Annotated in this window: 21 protein-coding genes and 1 pseudogene; 3 read left to right on the top strand and 19 right to left on the bottom strand. The window is 38.9% G+C overall.

Annotated features, from left to right (window positions below; all coding sequences use genetic code 11):
* Window positions 1–6: 6 nt before the first annotated feature.
* From HMPREF1654_RS05000 to miaA, 8 genes and pseudogenes are all read right to left on the bottom strand, one after another.
* Window positions 7–414 carry a GNAT family N-acetyltransferase gene (locus tag HMPREF1654_RS05000; protein WP_003076533.1) on the bottom strand — a complete coding sequence of 136 codons (408 nt, stop codon included), beginning with the start codon at window positions 412–414 and terminating at the stop codon, window positions 7–9.
* Window positions 398–1,132, bottom strand: a pseudogene (locus HMPREF1654_RS09790) (methyltransferase domain-containing protein). The gene HMPREF1654_RS05000 and the pseudogene HMPREF1654_RS09790 overlap by 17 nt, the downstream one beginning before the upstream one ends.
* 9 nt (window positions 1,133–1,141) lie before the next feature.
* Window positions 1,142–1,897, bottom strand: a complete 756-nt coding sequence (locus HMPREF1654_RS04985) for an SDR family NAD(P)-dependent oxidoreductase (protein WP_003076807.1) — start codon at window positions 1,895–1,897, stop codon at window positions 1,142–1,144.
* A 9-nt stretch (window positions 1,898–1,906) separates the two neighbouring features.
* Window positions 1,907–2,515, bottom strand: coding sequence for a histidine phosphatase family protein (locus HMPREF1654_RS04980; RefSeq protein ID WP_003077038.1), 609 nt, complete (start codon window positions 2,513–2,515; stop codon window positions 1,907–1,909).
* Between the two features lie 45 nt (window positions 2,516–2,560).
* The gene (rnz, locus tag HMPREF1654_RS04975; protein ID WP_003076343.1) at window positions 2,561–3,490 is read right to left on the bottom strand and encodes a ribonuclease Z; all 930 of its coding nucleotides are present in this window, start codon (window positions 3,488–3,490) and stop codon (window positions 2,561–2,563) included.
* A gap of 10 nt (window positions 3,491–3,500) precedes the next feature.
* Window positions 3,501–4,130 (bottom strand): hypothetical protein, encoded by a 630-nt coding sequence (locus HMPREF1654_RS04970; protein WP_003076627.1) that lies wholly within the window; start codon window positions 4,128–4,130, stop codon window positions 3,501–3,503.
* Window positions 4,123–5,361, bottom strand: a complete 1,239-nt coding sequence (hflX, locus tag HMPREF1654_RS04965; RefSeq protein WP_003076929.1) for a GTPase HflX — start codon at window positions 5,359–5,361, stop codon at window positions 4,123–4,125. Before hflX ends, HMPREF1654_RS04970 begins: the two co-directional genes overlap by 8 nt.
* Window positions 5,354–6,238, bottom strand: a complete 885-nt coding sequence (gene miaA, locus HMPREF1654_RS04960; protein ID WP_003076663.1) for a tRNA (adenosine(37)-N6)-dimethylallyltransferase MiaA — start codon at window positions 6,236–6,238, stop codon at window positions 5,354–5,356. The genes hflX and miaA overlap by 8 nt, the downstream gene beginning before the upstream one ends.
* A 77-nt stretch (window positions 6,239–6,315) precedes the next feature.
* On the opposite strand from miaA, the gene HMPREF1654_RS09785 reads away from it, so the two are divergent.
* From HMPREF1654_RS09785 to HMPREF1654_RS04945, 3 genes are all read left to right on the top strand, one after another.
* Window positions 6,316–6,486 carry a DUF3042 family protein gene (locus HMPREF1654_RS09785; RefSeq protein WP_003024081.1) on the top strand — a complete coding sequence of 57 codons (171 nt, stop codon included), beginning with the start codon at window positions 6,316–6,318 and terminating at the stop codon, window positions 6,484–6,486.
* Window positions 6,487–7,074: 588 nt separating this feature from the next.
* Complete coding sequence (gene gorA / locus HMPREF1654_RS04950; protein ID WP_003076452.1) at window positions 7,075–8,424, top strand: glutathione-disulfide reductase; 1,350 nt, start codon at window positions 7,075–7,077, stop codon at window positions 8,422–8,424.
* 439 nt (window positions 8,425–8,863) lie between these two features.
* Entirely contained in the window at window positions 8,864–9,400 is a 537-nt protein-coding gene (locus HMPREF1654_RS04945) for a biotin transporter BioY (protein ID WP_003076349.1), read from the top strand.
* A 512-nt stretch (window positions 9,401–9,912) separates the two neighbouring features.
* Here the strand turns inward: HMPREF1654_RS04945 and pheT are convergent.
* From pheT to HMPREF1654_RS04890, 11 genes are all read right to left on the bottom strand, one after another.
* On the bottom strand, window positions 9,913–12,318 hold the full coding sequence (gene pheT / locus HMPREF1654_RS04940; RefSeq protein ID WP_003077015.1) for a phenylalanine--tRNA ligase subunit beta: 2,406 nt from the start codon (window positions 12,316–12,318) through the stop codon (window positions 9,913–9,915).
* A gap of 136 nt (window positions 12,319–12,454) precedes the next feature.
* Window positions 12,455–12,982 carry a GNAT family N-acetyltransferase gene (locus tag HMPREF1654_RS04935; RefSeq protein ID WP_003076746.1) on the bottom strand — a complete coding sequence of 176 codons (528 nt, stop codon included), beginning with the start codon at window positions 12,980–12,982 and terminating at the stop codon, window positions 12,455–12,457.
* A 4-nt stretch (window positions 12,983–12,986) separates the two neighbouring features.
* Window positions 12,987–14,033, bottom strand: a complete 1,047-nt coding sequence (gene pheS / locus HMPREF1654_RS04930) for a phenylalanine--tRNA ligase subunit alpha (RefSeq protein ID WP_003076552.1) — start codon at window positions 14,031–14,033, stop codon at window positions 12,987–12,989.
* Window positions 14,034–14,338: 305 nt separating this feature from the next.
* Window positions 14,339–16,204, bottom strand: a complete 1,866-nt coding sequence (locus HMPREF1654_RS04925) for an ABC-F family ATP-binding cassette domain-containing protein (RefSeq protein ID WP_003076503.1) — start codon at window positions 16,202–16,204, stop codon at window positions 14,339–14,341.
* A complete protein-coding gene (locus tag HMPREF1654_RS04920; RefSeq protein WP_014829737.1) occupies window positions 16,201–17,400 on the bottom strand; it encodes a CCA tRNA nucleotidyltransferase in 1,200 nt (399 codons plus the stop codon). Before HMPREF1654_RS04920 ends, HMPREF1654_RS04925 begins: the two co-directional genes overlap by 4 nt.
* Window positions 17,397–18,164, bottom strand: a complete 768-nt coding sequence (dapB, locus tag HMPREF1654_RS04915) for a 4-hydroxy-tetrahydrodipicolinate reductase (protein ID WP_003076624.1) — start codon at window positions 18,162–18,164, stop codon at window positions 17,397–17,399. The genes HMPREF1654_RS04920 and dapB overlap by 4 nt, the downstream gene beginning before the upstream one ends.
* Before the next feature lie 10 nt (window positions 18,165–18,174).
* Window positions 18,175–19,023, bottom strand: a complete 849-nt coding sequence (locus tag HMPREF1654_RS04910; RefSeq protein ID WP_003076459.1) for a DegV family protein — start codon at window positions 19,021–19,023, stop codon at window positions 18,175–18,177.
* 3 nt (window positions 19,024–19,026) lie between these two features.
* The gene (locus tag HMPREF1654_RS04905; protein WP_003072200.1) at window positions 19,027–19,401 is read right to left on the bottom strand and encodes a DUF1149 family protein; all 375 of its coding nucleotides are present in this window, start codon (window positions 19,399–19,401) and stop codon (window positions 19,027–19,029) included.
* Window positions 19,402–19,561: 160 nt separating this feature from the next.
* Window positions 19,562–21,511: a PTS fructose transporter subunit IIABC gene (locus tag HMPREF1654_RS04900; protein WP_003077048.1), complete on the bottom strand. Its 1,950-nt coding sequence runs from the start codon at window positions 21,509–21,511 to the stop codon at window positions 19,562–19,564.
* Window positions 21,508–22,419, bottom strand: coding sequence for a 1-phosphofructokinase (pfkB, locus tag HMPREF1654_RS04895; RefSeq protein ID WP_003076273.1), 912 nt, complete (start codon window positions 22,417–22,419; stop codon window positions 21,508–21,510). The genes HMPREF1654_RS04900 and pfkB overlap by 4 nt, the downstream gene beginning before the upstream one ends.
* A complete protein-coding gene (locus HMPREF1654_RS04890; RefSeq protein ID WP_037589453.1) occupies window positions 22,416–23,159 on the bottom strand; it encodes a DeoR/GlpR family DNA-binding transcription regulator in 744 nt (247 codons plus the stop codon). Before HMPREF1654_RS04890 ends, pfkB begins: the two co-directional genes overlap by 4 nt.
* Between the last annotated feature and the right edge of the window lie 117 nt (window positions 23,160–23,276).

Below are 23,276 nucleotides of genomic sequence, written 5' to 3'. Positions count from 1 at the left end.
TTTAGGTTATCCTACATAAATCAAACCTGTACAATTCGAATCAGACAGTTTTCGAAATCCGAGGCCTTGATAAAAAGATAGCGTCTTATCAGATTGATCTGTCACTAACTCAATCTGATAAACATCTGACCATTCTTCCAAAGTAGTCTGTAAGAGTTTACGTCCGATGCCTTGTATTTGATAATTTGGTAGAACCAATAGGTCTTGGATAAAAAGAACAGAAGCTCCATCTCCTACTGCTCTAAGAAGACCGACAAGACAGTCATTGTCATACGCTGCTACAGTGTAAAGAGAATTTTGAAAGGCTCGCTCTAGTCGCTCTGGATAATCCGTATAGTTACTCCAACCAACAGATTGATAAAGCGGAAGTAAGTCCTCAACAACCATTTGTTTATTTTCAATATAATGAATCATTCTTATCTCCTTTTTGTTTGCAACCAAATATGCTGAAAAGCAGCAATATCTCGATAAGGGGACTGTTGGCAAACTGCAAGTTCTATTTTCAACATCTTTTCCCGCCAAGCGACTGCTGTTTTAACTGCATTGTCTTGCAAGCCATAAAAAATTCGAATTCCTTGATAATTCTGAACAGTTAATTCAGACGTGACCTTTTGTAATAAGTCTGCTAAATCATAATAGGTTGCTTGCCCCATTGTATGCGATTGATAAGACTGCCCTGATAATAAATCCAACACTAAATTTGTATCATTTGCAAACACTACTGTCTGCATAATTCGCCCCACTTCATTGTGCTTAACAAGCGAAATTTGTCCGCCTTTTTCAACAATCTGCTAAATTCAGCTAGATAAAGAGCTGGAATATCCACATACTCCAGAACATTATGGCAGACAATGAGGTCAAAATGAGCACTTGGAATATCTTTCAACATTTCTAGACTGCCTTGTAGTTGCTGATAATGGAAATTCTGCTGACGTTCTACAATCATCTCGTCATTTGGTTCTATAGCTATTACCTGATTGTTTTGTGCCAAAAAATCCGCCACCAAACCAAAACCACTCCCAAAATCTAGTACCTTTTTATTTTTTATATGTGCTAACTGAGCAAATAGAATCTCATAATAAAGCTTCCCCCATGGTTGATTTAAAAATTCCTTGTAAACTGCCACGTCCATAAACGTCTCCTACTTATAATTGAACATTTTACTGGCTAGTTTGTCACCAAGGTTGGGAAAAAGCGTATAGAGCTTGTGAGCCGCCTTCAGTGTGAAAGGCATGATCAACTCTCGCTTCTTTTTCCCAAAATTGTTCACAATCTGCTTAGCAACAGTATCTGCTTCTAAAATGTATTTATCAACCGCCTTAACATAACTACCATCGGGGTCAGCTTTGTCAAAGAAAGCCGTCTTAATCGGTCCTGGATTAACCGTCGTCACATAGACATTGTAAGGCATCAACTCTAAACGCAAAGCATTGGAAAATCCAATTCCAGCAAACTTAGTAGCTGAGTAGAGACTAGATTTAGCACTAGCAATCAACCCAGCTGTACTAACAATATTGACAATATGCCCACGTCCCGCTTGCTTCATTCTCTCCCCAAAGAGACGAGATAGATTCATAAGAGCAAAGGTATTCACCTCAAACATAGCATGAGTGTCCTCGTTGCTAATCTTGTCAAATTCTTCAAAAATCCCATAACCAGCATTGTTAACGAGAACATCTACCTGTGCATACTTACTGTATAGTTCTTTAGTAAAGGTTTCTAAAGATTGGTCATTCGTAATATCCAACTCAACGAATTCGCAATGTGCATGATTTGAATAAAGCTTTACTAATTTTTCCCGACTGCGTCCTACTAAAATCAGCTGATCATTTGGCAACAACTTCACCATTTCTTGAGCCACACCGCCACTGGCTCCTGTGATAACGATTGTTCGCATATACTCTCCTTATTTTTCTTTTAGAAAATCTGTCTGGTTTTCGATCTCAAATCTAAACGTTTCTGTATTCACTAAACTAATGCTGCAATGCTTGGCGTGAAATAAATTGCTTTTATTCGTCCATTCTATCTGGTTCACCAAATGATAAATAATGTTGAGTACTCCACCATGTGTAACCACAATTTGTGTCTCATCTGAGTTATGATTTTCCTTCAAAAAAAGTTCAAACCAAGTTTTTATCCGTTGATAAAATTCTATCGGGCTTTCTCCATTTGGATAATGCTCGTCCATTGCAAGACTTCTAAAATAAAGATGAGGAAATTTTTGATCAGCCTCGCTATTTAACATTCCTGCCAAATCGCCATTATTTGTTTCGCGTAAGTCTCTTACTTTCTCCAATGGCAGCTGAAGCTTCTCTGCTAAAATCATTGCAGTCGTCTCAGCTCTTTTCAAATCACTCGTAATCACTTTCGTAAAGTAATAATTTTCTTTGTGCTGAGCTAAGTAATTTGCCAATGTTTCTGCTTCCCTTTTTCCCTCAGGAAGAAGATCAAGCTGACTCCATCCTCCTCTATGTTGGTCAGAATCTTTTCCATGTCTAACAAATAATAGATTCATCATTTCCTCTTTCTTGCAAATTTCAAGAGCTATCTTGGCAGAATTTTATAATTCCACCTCTTCTAAATCTTTTACTAAGTGGACATTTTTAAAAATGGAACTAGCATCGCTACGCATTTTACCAATATCTTTTGAGAGAAAACGTGCGCTAATATGATTAAGCAAGAGACGCTTAGCACCCGCCTCTTTAGCGACTTCTGCTGCTTGTAGATTGGTAGAGTGGCCATGATTTTTGGCAATTATTTCATCTCCTTTACCATAAGTGGATTCGTGAACCAATACATCCGCATTGATAGCAAGTCTTACACTAGCATGCGTTTTACGTGTATCACCCAGAATGGTGATAACCTTACCGGGTCTCGGAGCTGAAATATAATCTGCTGCTATAATTTTCGTTCCGTCTGCTAGCACTACATCTTCCCCGTTTTTTACCTTACCAAAAAGAGGGCCAAAAGGAAGACCAGCAGCTTTCAGACTCTCAGCATCCAACGTACCTTCCAAATCTTTCTGCATAATGCGGTAACCCACACAAAAAATGCTATGGTCTAGTTTCTCTGCATAAACTGTAAATTTATCGGTTTCTAAAATTTTCCCTAAGTGTTTTTCGTCAAATTCGTGAAAATGAATCCGATAAGGCAGGCGCGAACCCGACACTCGCAGACTCGTCATGACAAAATTTTTAATGCCAATCGGTCCATATATTTCAATATCTGTTTGCTCTTCATTAGCTTGAAATGATCGAGTGGATAAAAAGCCCGGTAGACCAAAAATATGATCCCCATGCAAATGAGTGATAAAAATCTTTCTAATCTTTCTGGGACGAATCGTCGTCTCTAAAATGCGATTCTGGGTTCCTTCACCACAATCAAACATCCAAATTTCATTGATTTCATCCAATAGTTTCAAAACCAGACTAGAAACATTCCGAGCCTTAGAAGGCTGACCAGCTCCTGTACCTAAAAATTGTAGTTGCATCTTTTTCTTTCTATTTTTTCTTAATATAAATCATCGCAGAGCGATTCTGAGAGCGATAATAAAGCTGACCGGAATAGGTTTGAGCCAGCTGACTTAACTCTTCCTGATTATAGCCTTCCAGTTTTATCCGCCCATCCGCCAATTCATAGCAGTCAGTTAGAGCGGAAAGCGCCTGCTTTTGCACAATTTCTTCAGGAGCAGCCGGTATCATCCGAATAACTTTTCCATCTTCATAAACTAGATACTGAGGGAAAAGTTGAGCAATGTCAAAGAGTAAATCCGGCTCAATCACCTCTGGAATTTCTGGAAAAATTAATCCAATTCCATCTTCGTTTTCAAAACAAAAACCATAAGATTTACCTGAAAGATTCAGTCGGATAAAAGGCTTTTCCTCCTCAAAATTAGGAGAGCTGTTAAAAAGCAATAATTCCTTACTCAATTCTAAAAAATAATCCGTTGCTGCCTCTGGACTCTTTTTTTGGTAGAGTTCAGAAAAATACGCATTGATTACACTAGGTGGCGGTGTGATAAAAGTCAACTTTTGCGAATTGGACAGCTTATCCAAAACTTTTTCTAGATAAATACGATCTAAACTCGTAAAGCCACCGTATTTAAGCGCTAAATTGATATAATCAGTCATAAAATTCTTCTAGTCTCCATTTATTTTTTTCTGCTATATAGCCAGAAATCACTTCACTTTCTTCCACATACTCTCTCTTATCGATAATTGCTAGACTTTCCAATTCATACAACTTATAGGCCTTGCTAGAGCCAACCTTGATACAAAAAGGAACAAATAATTCTCGCATCTTATCCAACAGAGCTTCTTGTAAGACTGCTCTGCTATTTTCCATCTTTGCCGAAATCAAGACATAGGGAGTTAAAGTTGGAAGAAAATTTCCTGCTTTGTCAGCTTTATTATAAAGAGTCAAGCGAGGAATATCTAGCATATCCAAGTCTTTCATAATTGCCAAGACCGTTTTTTCATGTTCCTCGTGATTCGGATCACTGGCATCAATCACATGAACCAAAAGATCCACATTTTTGCTCTCTTCTAAGGTCGATTTGAAGCTAGATATTAACTCAGTCGGCAAATCCTGAATAAAACCGACCGTATCCGTCAATGTTACATTCAGCCTCCCCGTCAGATTAGCACCTTTAGTTGTCGCATCTAAAGTGGCAAAAAGTTCGTCTGCCTCATATTGATTCTTGTTCGTCAAGGCATTCATAATCGTGGACTTTCCAGCATTAGTATAACCAATCAGACCGATTTTAAAAACACTAGAATCCAAACGTTTTTCCCGCACAGTTGCTCGATTTTTTTCTACAATTTTGAGTTGTCGCTCAATATCATGAATCTGATTACGAACACTACGACGATTGAGTTCTAACTGACTTTCACCGGGGCCACGAGAACCAATTCCCCCAGCCTGACGGCTAAGCATAATACCCTGTCCAACCAGTCGCGGCAATAAGTACTTTAGCTGAGCCAAATGCACTTGAAGCTTCCCTTCATGACTCCTAGCTCGCATAGCAAAAATATCCAAAATTAACTGCATACGATCAATAACCTTGACCCCTAGAATCTCTTCCAAATTGATATTCTGACGAGGTGTCAAACGATTGTTGACAATTACGGTGGAGATCTCATCTACCTCTACCATGTGTTTTATTTCTTCTAATTTTCCAGCACCAATAAAAGTCTTGCTATCATACTTTTCTCGTTTCTGAATGTAAGAGGACACCACTTGAGCACCAGCAGTTCTGGCTAGACTGGCCAATTCTTCCATAGACAGGGAGAAATTATCTATTCCCTGCAATTCTACTCCGATGAGGATGACTCGTTCCTGCTGTTTTTCTGTTTCAATCATTCATAAATTCCTTTATATCCTGCATCATCCGCTCTTTGTCCTTCGGTTTTGAAACCTGATAAAAGGCTGCATTCATGCGGTTGCGAAACCAAGTTAGCTGGCGTTTGGCAAAGCGACGAGTATGTTGCTTTATTTTATCTGTAGCTTCCTCCAAGGTCAGCTCCCCAGCAAAGTAAGGGAAAAGTTCCTTGTAGCCAATTCCCTTACTAGCTTGAACATGCGGATAATAATCATAAAGCCACTTTGCCTCTTCTAAAAGCCCAGCCTTCAGCATTAGATCCACCCGCTGATTAATACGCTCATAGAGAACTTCTCGGGCATCATCTAGACAAATTAGCAGGGCATCATAATCAGACTGTTTGTTTTCAAGGTCCTTCCCCAAATGAGCAATTTCTAATGTTCGTATAGCTCTCCTACGGTTCATCTGGGGAATAGTCAATCCTAGCTTTGCTATTTTGCTAAACAATTCCTCATCCGTTAAACTATCTAACTCTGATCGATAGGCTAAAATATCCTCATGAGAAGCTGAACCACCCAAATGATAGCCTTCCAGTAGACTTTGAATATAAAGCCCTGTTCCTCCCACAATGATAGGGATTTTTCCTTTTGCTACAATCGTTTTAATAGCAGTTTCTGCCTCCTTTACAAAATCAAAAGCTGAATAAGCTTCACTCACTTCTCGCACATCTATCAAATAATGAGGAATCCCCTCTTGCTCTTCTGGAGTGATTTTAGCCGTTCCTATATCCAGTTTTTTATAGACTTGCTGACTATCACCGCTAATAATCTCACCATTAAAACGTTTTGCAATTTCTATACTAAGAGATGTCTTTCCTACTGCTGTAGGGCCTATAATCACAATTACCTTTGTTTTCATCTTTTCCCTTGAAAAAAATTTAATTTTTCGTTACTATATATTATAACATAAATAAAGTTCAAAAAAGGAGAAATCTAATGGCTAAAGGATTTGTTAAAGGGGTTGTTACTGGGGTTGCTGGTACTGTTGCTGCTGTTGCAGGTGCAGTTTATACATTTAAGAAAAAAGTAATCGAACCTGAAGAAAAGAAAGCAGCTTTTATTGAAGAAAATCGTAAAAAAGCGGCTCGTAAACGTGTGTCACACTAAACTAGCTTATAATATTATAAAAACTCCAACGAGTAACTCACTAAAAGATGAGTAGCTGTTGGAGTTTTTTCCTTCCTTTTCCATACTATAAAAGACAGCTTTTTATCTATAAAACAAGAATTCAATTGCTGTCAATACTATCTATTCTATGACAAATTGCATCCAAATATTTCCACGAGTTGCTCCAAATGCTTTTCGAAAACCAATTTCACAAACCCGCTCTACCATACTATTCATAACCCCAATGCCAGCAACAAGAGGCGTTATCCCAGCAGGCATTTCAAAAAGCAGATTGAAGTCACACCAATCAGGCTAAACAACTACTTCTTCAATCTTTTCAGCTCTTTTTCCTCCTAATGAAAACGATTTCTTCTTTTTGTTATAACATATAATTTTAAAACAAGATAGTCGTTCCAAGAAATATCTGACTCTTTTAACATTTGTCTCCCTTTTTCATTACTTCGTCTGTATTAACCATGTGATACAATGGAATAAGCAAGTTTTCTATCACGTTTTGTAGCAGATTTTTGCAATCATTTTCTAAAAACGTTACAATAATTTCATACTACAGATAAAAAGGAGACTCGTATGAGAACATTTGATATCATTGCCATTGGTGGCGGTAGCGGAGGAATAGCAACCATGAACCGTGCTGGAGAACATGGGGCAAAAGCTGCCGTTATTGAAGAAAAGAAATTAGGAGGCACCTGTGTCAACGTCGGTTGCGTTCCAAAAAAAATCATGTGGTATGGTGCACAAATTGCCGAAGCTATTCAAGACTATGGACCAGATTATGGATTTACTTCAGATAATCAGCAATTTGATTTTAGGACACTTCGAAAGAATCGCGAAGCATATATTGACCGTGCACGCCATTCTTACCATAATAGTTTCACTCGGAATGGAGTTGAGGTGATTAAAGGTCGTGCCAAATTCATAGACCGCAATACAGTTGAAGTAAATGGCGAGATCATTCAAGCTAAACATATTGTTATCGCAACTGGTGCCCACCCTCATATTCCAGCAATCCCTGGAGCAGAATTAGGTGAAACTTCTGACGATGTCTTTGCATGGGAAGAACTCCCGCAATCCGTTGCCATTCTTGGTGCAGGCTATATCGCAGTTGAACTAGCTGGACTTCTGCATGCTTTAGGCGTAAAAACAGATCTTTTTGTTCGTCGGGATCGTCCTCTCCGCAATTTTGATTCATATATCGTTGAGGGGCTTGTAGAAGAAATGAAAAAATCAGGTCCTACTCTACATATCCACAAAATACCAGAAAAACTTGAAAGATATGAAAATGGTTTGATTCGCATTACTTTTGAGGACGGAACGAGTCATATCGCTCAGCATATCATCTGGGCAACAGGGCGGACTGCCAACACCAAAGGATTAAATTTAGAAGCGACCGGCCTCACTTTAAATCCTCGTGGTTTTATCTCAGTTGATGAATTTCAAAATACAGCAACACAAGGTATTTATGCTCTAGGAGATGTTACAGGAGAAAAAGAATTAACCCCTGTTGCTATCAAGGCGGGGCGTACCTTAGCAGAGCGCTTATTTAATGGAAAAACTGAAGCTAAAATGGATTACTCTATCATTCCAACTGTTGTCTTCTCTCATCCAGCGATTGGAACCGTTGGCTTGACTGAAGAACAGGCAATCCAACAATATGGAGCAGAAAATCTCCATATTTATACCTCTGGTTTTACTTCCATGTATTCAGCTGTCACCCAACACAGACAACAAGCTAAGTTCAAACTGATTACAACAGGAACAGAAGAGAAAGTCATTGGGCTTCACGGAATTGGCTACGGTGTTGATGAAATGATTCAAGGGTTTGCAGTTGCTATTAAAATGGGAGCGACCAAAGCAGATTTTGATGCGACCGTTGCCATCCATCCTACTGGATCAGAAGAATTTGTTACCATGCGCTGAGAGTGGAAATAATTCCCATAAATGTCTTGCTCTTAGAATTTTTCCAATCTTATTTCAATAGCCAGAATTGCAGATAGACTTTAGTTTATCCGCTAACTCCACATTTTGTAAGGCTCCCTTTTCCTTTGATTTTTTAGGCGATAAAGATGTAAATCTTTGTTCTGATCATATCAAACCTATTTTAGGAGGTTTTCCTATGCAAAAAGTAAAAATAGTTCTTGTAACTACCTTACTTATCTTTTTAAATATCTTTGGACTAATTGCATTTTTGATACTATACTTTCGCAGCAAAAATAGAGGAAAAGTAATATACCGCAAAAAATAACTCCTTCGACAAAAGGTGAATTCAGTTTATGCTTTCACCTTTTTATTTATTACTTGACATTTTTTATATTTACTTTATAATAGTTACCATATTATAAAACAAAGGGTTACAATAATGAAAAAATCATTTACTGTTATTTTACCAGCTGTTGGTGCAGCTTTAATAGCCGTCCTTGCTCAAATTACAATTCCTATCGGTCCAGTTCCTTTTGCTCTGCAAAATATGGCAGTTGGCTTAGTAGCCACCATTTTTCATCGAAAAGAAGCTCTATTAGCAGTTACACTTTATCTTCTTTTAGGTGCTATTGGACTCCCTGTTTTTGCAGGCGGAAGCGGCGGATTACAAGCACTTGTCGGCCCAAATGCAGGTTATCTCTGGTTTTATTTGTTTTATGCTCTGGTAACTGCCAGTCTAACATCAAAAAATAGCAGCTTTTTGACGATATTCTTAGCAAATATACTTGGAGATGCTTTGGTTTTTATCGGCGGAGTACTTGGTTTAATGTTATTAGCAAGATTTAGTTTGGATAAAGCTATCACTGTTGGAATTATTCCTTTTATCCTACCAGATCTCATAAAACTTATCGTAATTTGTCTTGTTACTATTCCTATTTTTAAAAATTTAAAAAATCATCCTTATTTTAAAAATTGATGAGACTATTCTGCTCCCATTATGAGAATTCGCATATTGCGGATTCTTTTTGTATCTTGTTTTCTTAACACAAATGACTAACCATCATCTACTGTTTCATATAAAAATCCTCAATAATTATAACAGGAGGCTCAATACGCTCCAGCAGAAAATCAGTCCAAAGCGATATTTCAATACTAAATCATCTTTTAGAGTAAGTCTTGCTTGTTCACCATAAAGTCCGACCAAACAGTCTGGTCATAAATTCAATGATGAATAATTCAAAATATGGATGTCTCAGGACCATCCACTTATCTTTGTTTATGAAAATAAAAGGTAAAATCTTAGGACACTTTTTGTATCATGAAAGAGCCACAAATCTTGTGTTGATGCTGATCAAAACACTTTTCATTGAAGACCTTCGTATCACTGAAAATGCTCGTGGTCAAAAAAGAAGAAAGATTTACAAGATAAAAATAGGGGTGAGACTAAGAACTAAAATTTTTAGTTCTGTCTCACTCCTAGTTCTAGTATTACCGCATTTCTGCACCAATCGTTTCTTCAAGGGATTTTTGGATTTTTTCCATGTAGCGAGCCACTTCTTCATCTTCCAAAGTATCCTCTGGATTTTGGAAAGTCAAAGTGTAGGCCATGGACTTCATACCAAGCCCAAGTTTTTCGCCTGAGAAAACATCAAATAATTTAATATCTGTCAAACGCTTCACACGAGCAGCTTCAATAGCTGCAACCACCTCTTTGTGGCTGATTTCTGCTTTAAGGAGCAAAGCAATATCACGTGTTACAGCTGGGAATTTAGTAACTTCTACAAATGGTTTTGCTGGTTGAATCGCTTTTTCAATAGCTGTTAGGTTGATTTCTGCTACATACGTTTCTGGGATATTATAATCCTTAGCAGTTACTGGATGAACTTGACCAACAAAGCCAATGACTTGTCCGTCCAGCAAAATGGCTGCTGTACGTCCCGGATGCATGCTGGCTAATGCTTGCGTCACTGTGTATTCTACTTTCAGTCCTAGGCGGTCAAACAGTACTTCCAGAACTCCTTTTGCATAAAAGAAATCAACTGGTACAGCAGAAGTTTGAAAATCTTTTTCAACTACCAAACCTGTCAAAGCAAAGGCAAAGCTATTGATTTCAGTTGGCAATTCTGCTTTTGGATTTCCAGCTTGCTCGAAGATTTTTCCGATTTCGTACAGTGCTAAATCTTTATTTTTCCGTGCAATATTATAAGCAACAGTATCCAAAATACCAGCTACCATATTTTGCCGAAGAACACTGCGTTCTACTGTCATTGGCCACATCAATTCTGTTAAGTTACTTGGCTTCATACTAAATTGCATAGCTTTTTCAGGAGTGGTTAGGGCGTAGCTGATGACTTCCGTCAGACCAGCACCTTCTGCAATAGTACGAACTTTGCGACGAAGTTTTTGGGTTTCTGTTAATTCGCCAGCAGTTCCATCATCTTTAGGCAATGTTGCCGGCAATCTATCATAACCATAAATACGTGCAATTTCTTCATAAAGGTCAGCTTCAATATGAATATCCCAACGACGAGGTGGCACACTCACTGTGAATTTCTCTGCATTACCAGTAAGACCAAAACCAAGACGGCGAAAAACATCTTCAATATCAGTATAAGTCAATTCTGTTCCAAGCACACGGTTGACGTCTACCAATGTTGAAGCAACTTCAACATCCGATGTGTCTACTTGACCTGCTGAAACGATGCCAGCTTGTACATTTGCTCTTGCAAGATCTGCAATCATGCTAGCTGCCGCATCGAGGGCTTCCGTTACTGTTGCTAGATTAATTCCTTTTTCAAAACGAGAGGATGATTCTGAGCGAAGATTGAGACGCCCACTCGTCTGACGAATGGAAGTTCCATCAAAAACTGCTGCCTCAAGCACTACACGCCTTGATTTAGGGGAGATTTCCGTTTCACTTCCACCCATAATACCAGCCAATGCTACAGGCTTATCTGCTACGGTAATAACAAGATCACTCGTTTCTAAATCACGCTCTTCATCATCAAGAGTTACTAACTTTTCACCTGCACGCGCTTCACGTACGACAATTTGATTATCTTCGAAAGTATCTAAATCAAAGGCATGCATTGGTTGACCAAAATATAGCAACATATAATTTGTCACATCTACTACATTATTGATTGGACGAATTCCCTCATTCATAAGTAGATTTTGAAGCCACTGCGGACTTGGAGTAATGGTAACATTCTCTAAAATACGCACTGCATAAAAAGGCGCCTTTTCTGTTTCAATGGCAACAGATAGTTGTTCTGCTGCTTGCCTACCTGTCTCTAGTAAAGGAAAATCTTGAAAATGAACTGGTTTGTCATAAATCGCTGCCACCTCATATGCTACCCCACGCATTGAAAGAGCATCCGCACGGTTCGGTGTGATAGAAAGTTCAATAATTTCATCATCCAAGTCAAGATAAGGGAAAACCAAATCCCCTGGGACAGCTTCTTCTGGCAAAATTTGAATCCCTTCAGAAAATTCTTTTGGAACAATCGAGTCAGAGATACCTAATTCTTCAAGAGAACAAATCATTCCAAGAGATTCTAAACCGCGGATTTTTCCTTTTTTAATCTTGTAATTATCCGCAATACGAGCTCCGGGAAGCGCCACTATAACCTTGATCCCTGCTCGTACATTCGGAGCGCCGCAAACAATTTGGCGAAGCACTTCTTCACCCACATTCACTTGACATACATGCAAGTGTGTCTCAGGCACATCTTCACAACTGACCACTTCACCAACGACAATATTTGACAATCCCTCAGCAGGTGAACTAACCCCTTCTACTTCTATTCCTGTTGTTGACATTTTTTCAGCTAATTCTTCACTTAGCACATCTACATCAACCAGTTCTTTTAACCATTTATAACTTACTAGCATAATTCATCTATATGAGTACATCAAAATCTTTGAGAATTTTTTGCTTTTTCTCAAACATTCCACCTCATATTTATTTCCTTTCTTTTAATTCGCAGAGCTATTGAGAACACGAAAGCAGTACTCAACGTTTTCTCGATTATTTTAATTTTTTCCGTATGAGCCAATCAATGTCAACCGTTTCACCTGTCACATATTCATGCTCACTAAAACGCTCAAAACCATATTTAAAGTAAAAGTTTTGGGCCTTAAAATTCTTTTCCCAAACGCCTAGCCACACCCATGAACATTTTCGTTTCATGGCTTCCTGCAGGGCAAATTCAAACATTTCCTTGCCAAAACCTTGTCCTTGATACGGTTTCAAAACATAGATACGATGCACCTCAAAAGCATTCCTCATTGAATAGTCTGCCTCTACTGGCTCAGTCTGTTCCTGCCCCCAGTTAAATTTGATAAAACCAACAATCTTCTCTGTTTCATCTAATGCAAAATAAGTCTCTGACTCTACCAGTGCCAAATCCTTCTGAATCCGCTCAAGTGAGAGCTCATGCGCAAAATAATCTTGCATGTCTTCTGTCTTGATATAAGGGCCAAAGGTTTCTAAATAAGTCTGCACTTCTAGTGTTCTTAGAACTTCAGCCTGTTCTTCTTTTACTTTTATTAACATACATTTATTTAAATTGTTCTGAGAACCGAACATCTCCTTGATAAAATCCGCGAATGTCATTGATTCCGTAGCGCAACATAGCCACACGTTCTTGCCCAAGGCCAAAGGCAAAACCAGAATAAACATCCGGATCAATGCCACTCATTTCAAGAACACGAGGGTGCACCATCCCGGCTCCCATAATTTCAATCCAACCAGTCTTTTTGCAAACATTGCACCCTTGACCACCGCATTTGAAGCAGGAAACATCCACTTCAACAGACGGCTCTGTAAATGGAAAATAAGACGGACGCAAACGAATGCTACGGTCTTCCCCAAACATCTTTTGCACAATGAGCTCCAATGTCCCTTGAAGGTCTGCCATAGAAATATTTTTTCCGACAACTAAACCTTCAATTTGATGAAATTGATGAGAATGCGTTGCATCATCCGTATCTCGTCGGAACACACGCCCTGGCGAAATCATTTTCAAAGGTCCTTTAGAAAAATCATGTGCATCCATCGCTCGAGCTTGAACCGGACTAGTGTGAGTCCGCAGTAAAATTTCTTCTGTAATATAGAAAGTATCCTGCATATCACGCGCTGGGTGGTCTTTGGGTAAATTCATCCGCTCAAAGTTGTAATAGTCTGTTTCGACTTCAAAACCATCTACAACTTGATAACCCATCCCAATAAAAATATCTTCAATTTCTTCACTTGTCTGGCTAAGAACATGACGATTCCCAGCAAGAATTTTCCGGCCCGGAAGCGTTACATCTATTGACTCCCTAACCAACTGATTGGCAACTTTTTGTTCTTCCAATAATTTTGCAGATTCTTCAAAAGCAGCAGTCAACACATCTCGTGCTTCATTGACATGTTTCCCGATAATCGGACGCATATCAGCAGAGACATCTTTCATACCTTTTAAAATTTCTGTTAAAGAGCCTTTCTTTCCAAGGACAGAAACACGCAGATTCTGCATTTCTTTTTCATTTTCAGTTGAAATTTTTTTCAGCGACGCCAGAGTTTCTTCTCTAAGCTTATTTAATTGTTCTTCAATGGTTGACATAATTCCTCCAAATATAAAAAACCGCTTGTCAGACTCCATAAGCGGAGCGTTGACACGCGGTACCATCCGTTTTCATCTGGTTTTCCAGACCTTAATTCTAAATCCCTTTGCAAGTGAATTTACCTAGTTTTCATCTAAAGAACTCTCAGTCTCTGGTTCTTCTCCCTGTCAAACTTCCCCTAAGCTACTAGTCTTGCGGATTCTTATTTAATTAATTGGCATTATACCAAATTTTATAGGATTTGTAAATAGACCTTGTTTAAAAATGTAAAGATGCTCGTAATACATATATGTAGTTGTTAACTCTATACTAATGTACTCAAGTATTCATAGCGTTCATATTTTTCCAGTAATTTTTCGTTCTGCTCATCCAATTCTTTCTGAAGTTCAGATAGGCGGACAAAGTCGGCTCCATTCTCCTGCATAGTGGATTCAATCTCAGAAATCCGCTTTTCCAGTACCTCAATATCCCCCTCAATGGTATCCCACTCCTGCTTTTCAAAATAGCTCATGCGCTTCTTCTCCTCACGCACCTTCACTGTCTTTTCCTTTCCAGTCTTTTTAGAAATGGCCGAACTCTCAGCCAGAAAAGCTTTTTCATCTAAATAATCCGTGTAATTCCCGAAGTACTCTCTGATAGTTCCCACTTCAAAAGCTAAAATCTTATCTGCTACTTTATCAAGGAAATAGCGATCGTGGCTGACTGTAATGACTGGTCCAGCAAAACCTTGCAGAAAATTCTCCAATACCGTCAGAGTTGCAATGTCTAAATCATTGGTTGGCTCATCAAGAAGCAAGACATTCGGTTTTTCCAAGAGAAGTTTCAGTAGATAAAGACGCTTTTTCTCTCCACCAGAAAGCTTTTCAATCAAAGTACCATGAGTAGAGCGCGGAAAGAGGAATTGCTCCAATAGTTCCGCAATTGATGTTGTTCCATTGCCTATTTTAACCTCCTCAGCCACTTCTTGCAAGAAATTGATAACGCGTTTAGATCCATCTAATCCTTCAATTTGCTGTGAAAAATAAGCCACACGAACTGTCTCGCCAATGACAAGTTCACCAGACTGAGGTACTAATTTTCTAGCAATCAAATTGAGCAAGGTCGATTTTCCAACACCGTTATCACCCACAATCCCAAGCCGATCTTTATTTTGAATCAATAAGTTAAAATGAGAAAGAATTTTCTTGTCACCATAAGCAAAGTCAACATCTTTAAATTCAATCACTTTCTTACCAATACGACTGGTTTCGAAATTCATTTCCAAACTACTGTCAGTTGCCTGACCCGCTAAATCTTTCTTAAGGTCATGGAAACGATTGATTCGTGCTTGCTGCTTGGTTGCTCTGGCCTGTGGCTGACGGCGCATCCATGACAACTCTTGCTTATACAGTTGCTGCTTTTTATGTAAAAGAGCAGCATCACGCTCGTCTTGTTCTGCCTTCAAACGGACATAATCCTGATAATTTCCTTGATATTCAACTAAACTACCACTGTCTAACTCAAAAATTCGAGTTGAAACAGAATCTAAAAAATAACGATCATGGGTAATAAAAAGAACTGTCTTTTTGGAATTCTTCAAAAAATTCGTCAACCATTCAATACTATCAATATCCAAATGGTTGGTTGGTTCATCAAGGAGCAATAAGTCATCATCTCCTAACAAGACTTGCGCCAATTGAACGCGACGTCGCAAACCTCCTGACAAATCGCCAACCTTAGCAGATAACTCGTCCAACCCCAACTTAGATAAAACAGTCTTGACTTGACTTTCGATTTCCCAAGCTTGGAGAGCATCCATTTCAGCCATTACTTTCTCTAAACGAGACTGATTATTTTCATCATAGTTAGATAGTAGTAGCTCATATTCACGAATAAGCTGAATTTCTCGCAGAGTACTAGACAAGACTGTATCAAGCACTGACCTATCGTCATCAAAGTGCGGATCTTGTGTTAAGTAACCGATTTTATAGTCTGAATGAGCAGAAAAAGGGTTAATATCTCCATCAAAACCAGATTTCTCGGACAGAACGTTTAAAAGAGTCGTTTTTCCAGTACCATTAACCCCAATCAATCCAATACGATCCAAGTCATGAATAATAAAAGAAATATTTTTAAAAACTGTCTTATCCCCTACTGTCTTAGTTAACTTTTCAACAATAAAGTCATTCATTTTCTCTCCTCTACAAAAGCTAAAATAGCCTCAAGACGATTATCCAAAACGCCATTCACAATAGCCATCTCAATCTCAGTCAAGAGTTGGCCTAAAGCAGGTCCAGGCTTAAAACCAAACTCTTTGATTAACAGGCCACCATTGACGACAATCTCATGTTTATCATGAATTGTTAAAGAATCATAAGTAGAATAAATTCTTTCAAAATCAATCGCTAAGCCCTGTGCTTGTCTGATTTCCTCAGCTTGTATTATCAAGTCCAATTCAAAGCGGTAACATTCTTCTTTATCCAAAAAATGCGTTTGACGAAGATTAAAAATCATAACAATTTGCTCTACGCGCTTTTGAAATTCATTTGAGGTCTTCCAATGCTTGAGGAATCTTTTGATATTTTTTATTTGAAGAGCCATTAAAAGAGCAGCCCAAGCTTGCTCTGAACTCGTAAATTGAAAATCTACTTGAAAATTAAATAAGGTCTCCAATTGCGATTGATGATTGCGCATATCAGGCAAATAGTCCATTGCTCCACTGGCAATCAGACTTTTCAATCCCTTACGCCAATAAAATGATGTCAGTAATTTGTCAAATTCAATGAAAGTTCGCTCTACAGAAATTTTTTCCAATAGTGGAACACAGCCTTTCATGGCATCAAATGTGTCTGCATCTAACGTAAAGCCTAAGGATGCCTGAAAACGAAAGCCTCGCATGATACGCAAGGCGTCTTCATTAAATCGTTCCGAAGGTATTCCTACAGCACGTAAAATCTGATGTTTCAGATCATCTAATCCTTCAAATAAATCAATCACATTCCCAGCTTCATCCAAAGCTAACGCATTGATTGTAAAATCCCGTCGCTTTAGATCTTCTTTAAGAGAACGAACAAAAGTAACATGGCTAGGTCTGCGATAATCCACATAGAGATCCTCTGTCCGAAAAGTCGTCACTTCGTACTCATGATTATCTTCTAATACCAAAACTGTCCCATGTTCAATACCGACATCAATCGTTCGTTCAAAAATATGTTTTGTTTCTTCTGGATAACTAGAACTCGCTATATCCACATCATGAATGGGTCGTTCCAATAAAGCATCGCGGACCGATCCGCCAACAAAATACGCATCAAAACCGGCATTTTTAATTTTCTTTAATACTGGTAAAGCCTCCTGAAATTCAGAAGGCATATTCTCTAATCTCATAACAAATATTCCAATCCGTAGACAAGTTCTTTTTTATTGACCACTTCCTTAATACCTAAATTCACCCCCGTCATAAAAGATTGACGATCATATGAATCATGGCGAAGTGTCAGTCCCTCACCTTGACCACCAAAGATAACTCCTTGATGAGCTACCAAACCTGGTAGGCGAACTGAATGAATGCGCATACCATCCAATTCTGCACCACGCGCTCCTAGCAATACTTCTTTTTCATCCACTGCCCCCTGAGGTTTTTGTGGGCGAACTTTGCTGATCAGTTCAGCTGTTTTAATCGCAGTACCGCTCGGCGCATCCTTTTTCTGATCATGGTGTAATTCAATAATTTCCACATTTGGAAAGTATTTTGCTGCTTGAGCTGCAAATTGCATTAAGAGAACCGCCCCCACAGCAAAATTAGGCGCTATCAAGCCTCCTAGTTCTCTTTTCCGTGACAGTTCAATTAACTCTTCAATTTCATCAGATGTGAATCCAGTCGTTCCGACCACAGGAGCAAAGCCATGTTCTAATGCAAAACGAGTATGCTCATACGCCACTTTAGGAGTTGTGAAATCAACCCATACATCTGCTTCCAAGCCAATCAAATCTTCCTTCTGATTAAAAACAGGAACACCAGCCACTTCTTTTTGCGAAGTGAGTAGATCCAGAAGACCGACGACCTCTAGTGCGTTATCTTCTGTCACCATTTTATAAGCCGCTTGTCCCATTTTTCCTTTGAAACCAGCAATAATGACTTTTATACTCATGGAATTCTCCTTAAACAATCGGAATGTAAGCCAAAGCAATACTTCCAGATCCCAAGTGAGTTCCAATCACACTACCAAATGTCGCAATAGGAATCTCTCCGGAAACACCATCTTCTAACAACAACTTATGTAAATGTTCTGCTTTTTCTAGTGCATTTCCATGAATAATCATCACTTGATAATTTCCTTGTACTGTTTGTTCTTTGATAATCTCAATCAGCCGTTTCGTAGCTTTTTTCTCGGTACGAATTTTCTCATAAACTTCAATAACTCCCTCGTCATCAAAATAAAGAATTGGTTTGATACTGAGCAAGTTTCCAAGAATAGCAGCGCCATTGGACAAACGCCCCCCCTTCACCAAGTGATTTAAGTCATCCACCATAATAAAAGCGCCAATTCCCTTGATTTGAACGTCAAGATTGCTTAAAATTTGCTCAAATGAGAATTCCTGCCGAGCCCAATTTAAAATATGTTCCACCATCATCCCAAGCGGCACACTTGTAATTTTTGAATCTGGAAAAGCAATTTCTAAGCTTGGAAATTCATCTTTCAAATACTGGATATTTTGATAAAAACCCGAAATCCCACTTGATAAAAACAGGCCAATGACATGCGTATAACCTTGCCCTTCTATTAAGGAAAGGAGATTTACTAAACTGGCAATACTCGGTTGGCTCGTCTTTGGCAATTCACTCGAAGCTGCCATTTTTTGATAAAATTCGCTAGCAGAAAGATTCTTTCCTTCGATATACTCAACCCCGTCAATCCTAATAGGAATATCTAAGACAAATAAATGCTCATTTTCTGCTACTTTGCTATCCAAATATGCTGATGAATCGGTAATTACGGCTAATTTCATGCATTAAAACTCCAAATTGATACCTGGTAAATCTAAAGCAATTTCTGTTACTTCGTAGGTCAAACGATTTAATATGGATAAACTTGGGCGGGCCAATTGTTCTACTTCGTCCTGCTCAAATTCACTTGGTTCGTTTATAATTCGCCCTATAATATGATTGATCTGCGAGATGGTTCCACTAATTACAAAAGCATCAAAGACAACCATAAAACTCACAATTACAACGATAGAAGTCACTTGTTCTTCGTGATTTTGATTTAACAATTGAAAATTGACATCTACTTTTGTTTCTGGGGTTCCATTTTCTTTTTCCCATTCTAGATTACGTGCGTCATAATGATATTGACTGACAAACTCTTTTTCGCGTTGTAATTCCATTTCGTTTCTCCTCAAAATATGCGTTAGTAAAATTATATCATATTTTCAAACACCTGACTATTTTAATCAATATGAAAATCATCTTCTTCCAATGTTTCTTTTAGGATTAAAAAAGAGTCAGAGAATTTTTCTCCAACTCCTAGAATGATGAAACTCATCATTATTTATTCAATGGTTTGCGAAGTGCTCCGAATAATACACCACTTACAATTGCACCAATCAAGATAAAGATGATATAGAGAAGAGCATTTGAAGTAAGTGCAATAACGAAGATTCCTCCGTGTGGTGCTATTAATTTAATACCAGCCATGCCGACAAGAGCACCTGCTAAAGCAGAGCCAACCATAAAGCTTGGAATAGCACGGGCAGGGTCAGCAGCACCAAAGGGAATAGCACCCTCTGTTATAAATGATAACCCCATGACAATATTTGTCAACCCTGAATTACGTTCTTCCTCGGTGAACTTATCTTTGAAAAGAAGAGTAGCAACAAAAACTGCAAGAGGAGGAACCATACCACCAGCCATAACTGCTGCCATCACAACTGAACCACCTGTTGAAACAGTTGCTGCAAGAGTTCCTGTACCAAAGATATATGCTGCCTTATTGAAAGGACCACCCATATCAATAGCCATCATACCACCTACAACGAGTCCAAGAAGGACAGCTGAACTACCAGATAAGCCTTCTAGGAAACTATTCAAACCAGTATTGATAGCTGCCATTGGGATATTCACCAATAGCATCAAGAAACCAGTCAGCAAGATTCCTAAAAGCGGATAAAGCAAAATAGACTTGATGCCCTCTAGTGATTTTGGAAGACCGCTCAAAGCTTTCTTGAGGAAGTTTACAACGTAACCTGCAAGGAAACCACCTACTAGTGCTCCAAGGAAACCTGAAGGGACGCCAGCAAGAGCAAGGGTTGCTTTCCCGCCTGCTGCAAATGGAATTTTTCCAAAAGCAAGACCTGCCGCAGCCATACTACCTGCTACAAACCCTGGTGCCAAGCCTGGCTTTTCAGCAATAGAATAAGCGATATAACCAGCAAGAACAGGAAGCATAAAGCCAAAAGCCAAACCACCAATATTCTTAAACATAGCTGCAAGTTCATGGTAAGTTCCAAGATTTGCCAATTGATCTTTTGGAACTCCCATCGCTTGGTCAATCAAGAAGGCAATAGCAATCATAATACCACCACCAATAACAAATGGAAGCATTTGGCTAACACCACTCATTAAGTGTTTGTAGAAACCGCCTGCTGCATTCGTTGTAGAATAGGCCGCTTCTTTATTAGCTGCATCATATACTTCTGCTTTCCCTGATAGGGCTAAGTTAATCAACTCTTCTGTTTTACGAATACCATCAGCAACCGGACGATTAATCAATGGTTTCCCATCAAATCGATCCATTTCTACAGCTTTATCGGCTGCAATAATAACTGCTTTTGCTTTTTGAATATCTTCTGCTGTCAGCTTGTTTCCGATACCACTGGCACCATTGGTTTCGACTTTGATACCAACTCCCATTTCGGCGGCTACCTTTTGAAGTGCCTCTTGAGCCATATAAGTATGTGCAATACCTGTTGTACATGCTGTAACTGCAACAAGAAAATCACCATCTTTGCTTGCCGTTTCTACCGTTGCAGACTCTGCTGCTTTATCAGACGCTTGGTCAAATAACGCAATCACTTCGTCTGGTGAAGTCACTTGACGAAGTTTATCTGCAAATCCATCTTTCATCAGGTATTGGGACAATTCTGCAAGTGCAGCCAAGTGAGTATCATTCGCTCCTTCTGGTGCAGCAATCATGAAGAATAAATCTGTCGGTTGCCCGTCTAAACTTTCATAATCCACACCTTTGTTTGATTTTGCAAAGAGAACTGTTGCTTCTTTTACTGCGGCATTTTTGCTGTGTGGCATGGCAATTCCGTCCCCTAAGCCTGTTGACGTTAACGCTTCACGAGCCAAGATTCCTTCTTTGAATGTTTCAAAATCTGTCACATAACCACGGTCAACTAAACAATGAACCATTTCATCAATAGCAGCTGTTTTTCCAGTCGCTTGTAAATCAAGCAACATTACATCTTTTCTCAGTAAGTCCTGAATCTTCATATTTTTTCTACCTCTACTTTTTCATACGTTTTATTAATGAAATCGGCTGTCGCTAAATCATCAGAGAAGGTTGTTGCAGTTCCGCAAGCTACTCCCCACTTAAAAGCTTCAACAGCATTTCCTGAACGAACAAATTCACCAGTAAAGCCTGCAACCATGGAGTCACCAGCTCCAACAGAATTTTTTACGATTCCTTTGATTGGCTTTGCAAAATATGCTCCGTCCTTTGTTACCAAAAGCGCTCCATCACCTGCCATAGAAATAATGACATGTTGCGCACCCTTGGCTAGAATTTCACGAGCATATTTTTCAATCTCATCCAGCTTTTCCAGCTTCACTCCAAAAATATCACCAAGTTCATGGTTATTCGGCTTAACCAACAATGGCTGAAATTCCAGTGAATCAATAAGGGTTTGTCCTTCAAAGTCACAAACAACCTGTGCACCGGTTTGTCTCGTTAAACGAATCAACTCTTTATAGACGATATTCCCCAGATTTTTGTTGCTTGATCCTGCAAACACCACTGTATCTTGCTCTGACAGTCCTGAAAGGATTTCTTTCAATTCTGCTAATTGCTCTGATGTGACGATCGGACCCGTTCCATTGATTTCTGTTTCAGCATCTGCTTTAATTTTCACATTGATGCGCGTATCCTCTAACACTTGAACAAAATCAGTCGCAATCGCTTCATTTTCCAAGGTATCAGTAATAAATTTTCCAGTAAAACCACCGATAAAGCCAGTCGCTGTGTTATCAATTCCCAAACGTTTGAGCACACGACTGACATTGATACCTTTGCCACCAGCAAATTTATCATCGCTCTCCATACGATTCACGCTTCCAACATTGACCTTATCCAAACGGACAATATAGTCAATAGAAGGGTTAAGCGTAACAGTATAAATCATACTTCAATAACCTCCGTTTTTTCTTTTATCTTTTCCAATTGCTCATTGACACATGCACTCGTAATAATGCTAGCACGTTTGATAGGGGCGACTTTCACGAAAGAGGAATGACCGATTTTTGAAGCATCAGCTAAGATGTAGGTCTGCTTGGCGTTTTCAAGAATCGCTCGTTTGACTGCTCCTTCTTCCATATCAGGCGTTGTATAGAAATTTTCATCAATTCCATTCATACCAATAAAGGCTTTGTTGAAATTCAACTGGCCGATTTGATTCAAAGCAACACCCCCGATACTAGCATCCGTTGAGCTTTTAACCACCCCACCGATAATAACTGTTGGAATGTTTTTCTCAACTAATTTTGTCGCATGGTGGATAGAATTGGTCACAACTGTCATATGCGTACTTGAGAGCTCATTGATTAACAATTCATTTGTCGTTCCAGCATCAATAAAAATGACATCTTGTTCTTGGATCAATCCCGCCGCTTTGTGTGCAATTCGCAATTTATCTTGAACGTTTTTGATAGATTTTTCTTGATTGCTTTCTTCCTCTTGGAGAAAGTGAATGCTTTCTGCTCCACCATGAATCCGGCGCAGTTTTCTTTCGCCCTCCAATTCATCTAAATCTCTACGAACTGTTGATTCAGAAGTATTTAACAAACGAACTAAGTTGTCCAGTGAAACAACCTGATGACGATTGAGCTCCTCTAAGATCGCCTGTTTGCGCTCTGATTTTAAAATAATACCACCCTCTCTGCAATCGTTTACAATTTATTATACGCCTTTTTCTTTCAAAGTCAAGCATTTTCTTTCAAAAACTATCATTCTTTTACTAAAACAGTAACGAACATTACAAAA

Origin of the sequence: Streptococcus intermedius SK54 = ATCC 27335, assembly GCF_000413475.1 — a bacterium.
In the GTDB taxonomy this organism is placed as follows: domain Bacteria; phylum Bacillota; class Bacilli; order Lactobacillales; family Streptococcaceae; genus Streptococcus; species Streptococcus intermedius.
The sequence above is the reverse complement of the archived record's forward strand: the minus strand, read 5'-3'. Positions and strand labels throughout refer to the sequence as shown.

Bases quoted from the DNA above. Each gene is read 5' to 3' on its own strand.
- HMPREF1654_RS09785 (WP_003024081.1), top strand. From the start codon at position 6,316: ATGGCTAAAGGATTTGTTAAAGGGGTTGTTACTGGGGTTGCTGGTACT.
- pfkB (WP_003076273.1), bottom strand. From the start codon at position 22,419: ATGATTTATACTGTTACGCTTAACCCTTCTATTGACTATATTGTCCGT.
- pheS (WP_003076552.1), bottom strand. From the start codon at position 14,033: ATGTCAACCATTGAAGAACAATTAAATAAGCTTAGAGAAGAAACTCTG.
- HMPREF1654_RS04920 (WP_014829737.1), bottom strand. From the start codon at position 17,400: ATGAGATTAGAGAATATGCCTTCTGAATTTCAGGAGGCTTTACCAGTA.
- gorA (WP_003076452.1), top strand. From the start codon at position 7,075: ATGAGAACATTTGATATCATTGCCATTGGTGGCGGTAGCGGAGGAATA.
- HMPREF1654_RS05000 (WP_003076533.1), bottom strand. From the start codon at position 414: ATGATTCATTATATTGAAAATAAACAAATGGTTGTTGAGGACTTACTT.
- HMPREF1654_RS04905 (WP_003072200.1), bottom strand. From the start codon at position 19,401: ATGGAATTACAACGCGAAAAAGAGTTTGTCAGTCAATATCATTATGAC.
- HMPREF1654_RS04970 (WP_003076627.1), bottom strand. From the start codon at position 4,130: ATGACTGATTATATCAATTTAGCGCTTAAATACGGTGGCTTTACGAGT.
- HMPREF1654_RS04985 (WP_003076807.1), bottom strand. From the start codon at position 1,897: ATGCGAACAATCGTTATCACAGGAGCCAGTGGCGGTGTGGCTCAAGAA.
- pheT (WP_003077015.1), bottom strand. From the start codon at position 12,318: ATGCTAGTAAGTTATAAATGGTTAAAAGAACTGGTTGATGTAGATGTG.
- HMPREF1654_RS04910 (WP_003076459.1), bottom strand. From the start codon at position 19,023: ATGAAATTAGCCGTAATTACCGATTCATCAGCATATTTGGATAGCAAA.
- HMPREF1654_RS04900 (WP_003077048.1), bottom strand. From the start codon at position 21,511: ATGAAGATTCAGGACTTACTGAGAAAAGATGTAATGTTGCTTGATTTA.
- HMPREF1654_RS04935 (WP_003076746.1), bottom strand. From the start codon at position 12,982: ATGTTAATAAAAGTAAAAGAAGAACAGGCTGAAGTTCTAAGAACACTA.
- miaA (WP_003076663.1), bottom strand. From the start codon at position 6,238: ATGAAAACAAAGGTAATTGTGATTATAGGCCCTACAGCAGTAGGAAAG.
- rnz (WP_003076343.1), bottom strand. From the start codon at position 3,490: ATGCAACTACAATTTTTAGGTACAGGAGCTGGTCAGCCTTCTAAGGCT.
- HMPREF1654_RS04945 (WP_003076349.1), top strand. From the start codon at position 8,864: ATGAAAAAATCATTTACTGTTATTTTACCAGCTGTTGGTGCAGCTTTA.
- hflX (WP_003076929.1), bottom strand. From the start codon at position 5,361: ATGATTGAAACAGAAAAACAGCAGGAACGAGTCATCCTCATCGGAGTA.
- dapB (WP_003076624.1), bottom strand. From the start codon at position 18,164: ATGAGTATAAAAGTCATTATTGCTGGTTTCAAAGGAAAAATGGGACAA.
- HMPREF1654_RS04925 (WP_003076503.1), bottom strand. From the start codon at position 16,204: ATGAATGACTTTATTGTTGAAAAGTTAACTAAGACAGTAGGGGATAAG.
- HMPREF1654_RS04980 (WP_003077038.1), bottom strand. From the start codon at position 2,515: ATGAATCTATTATTTGTTAGACATGGAAAAGATTCTGACCAACATAGA.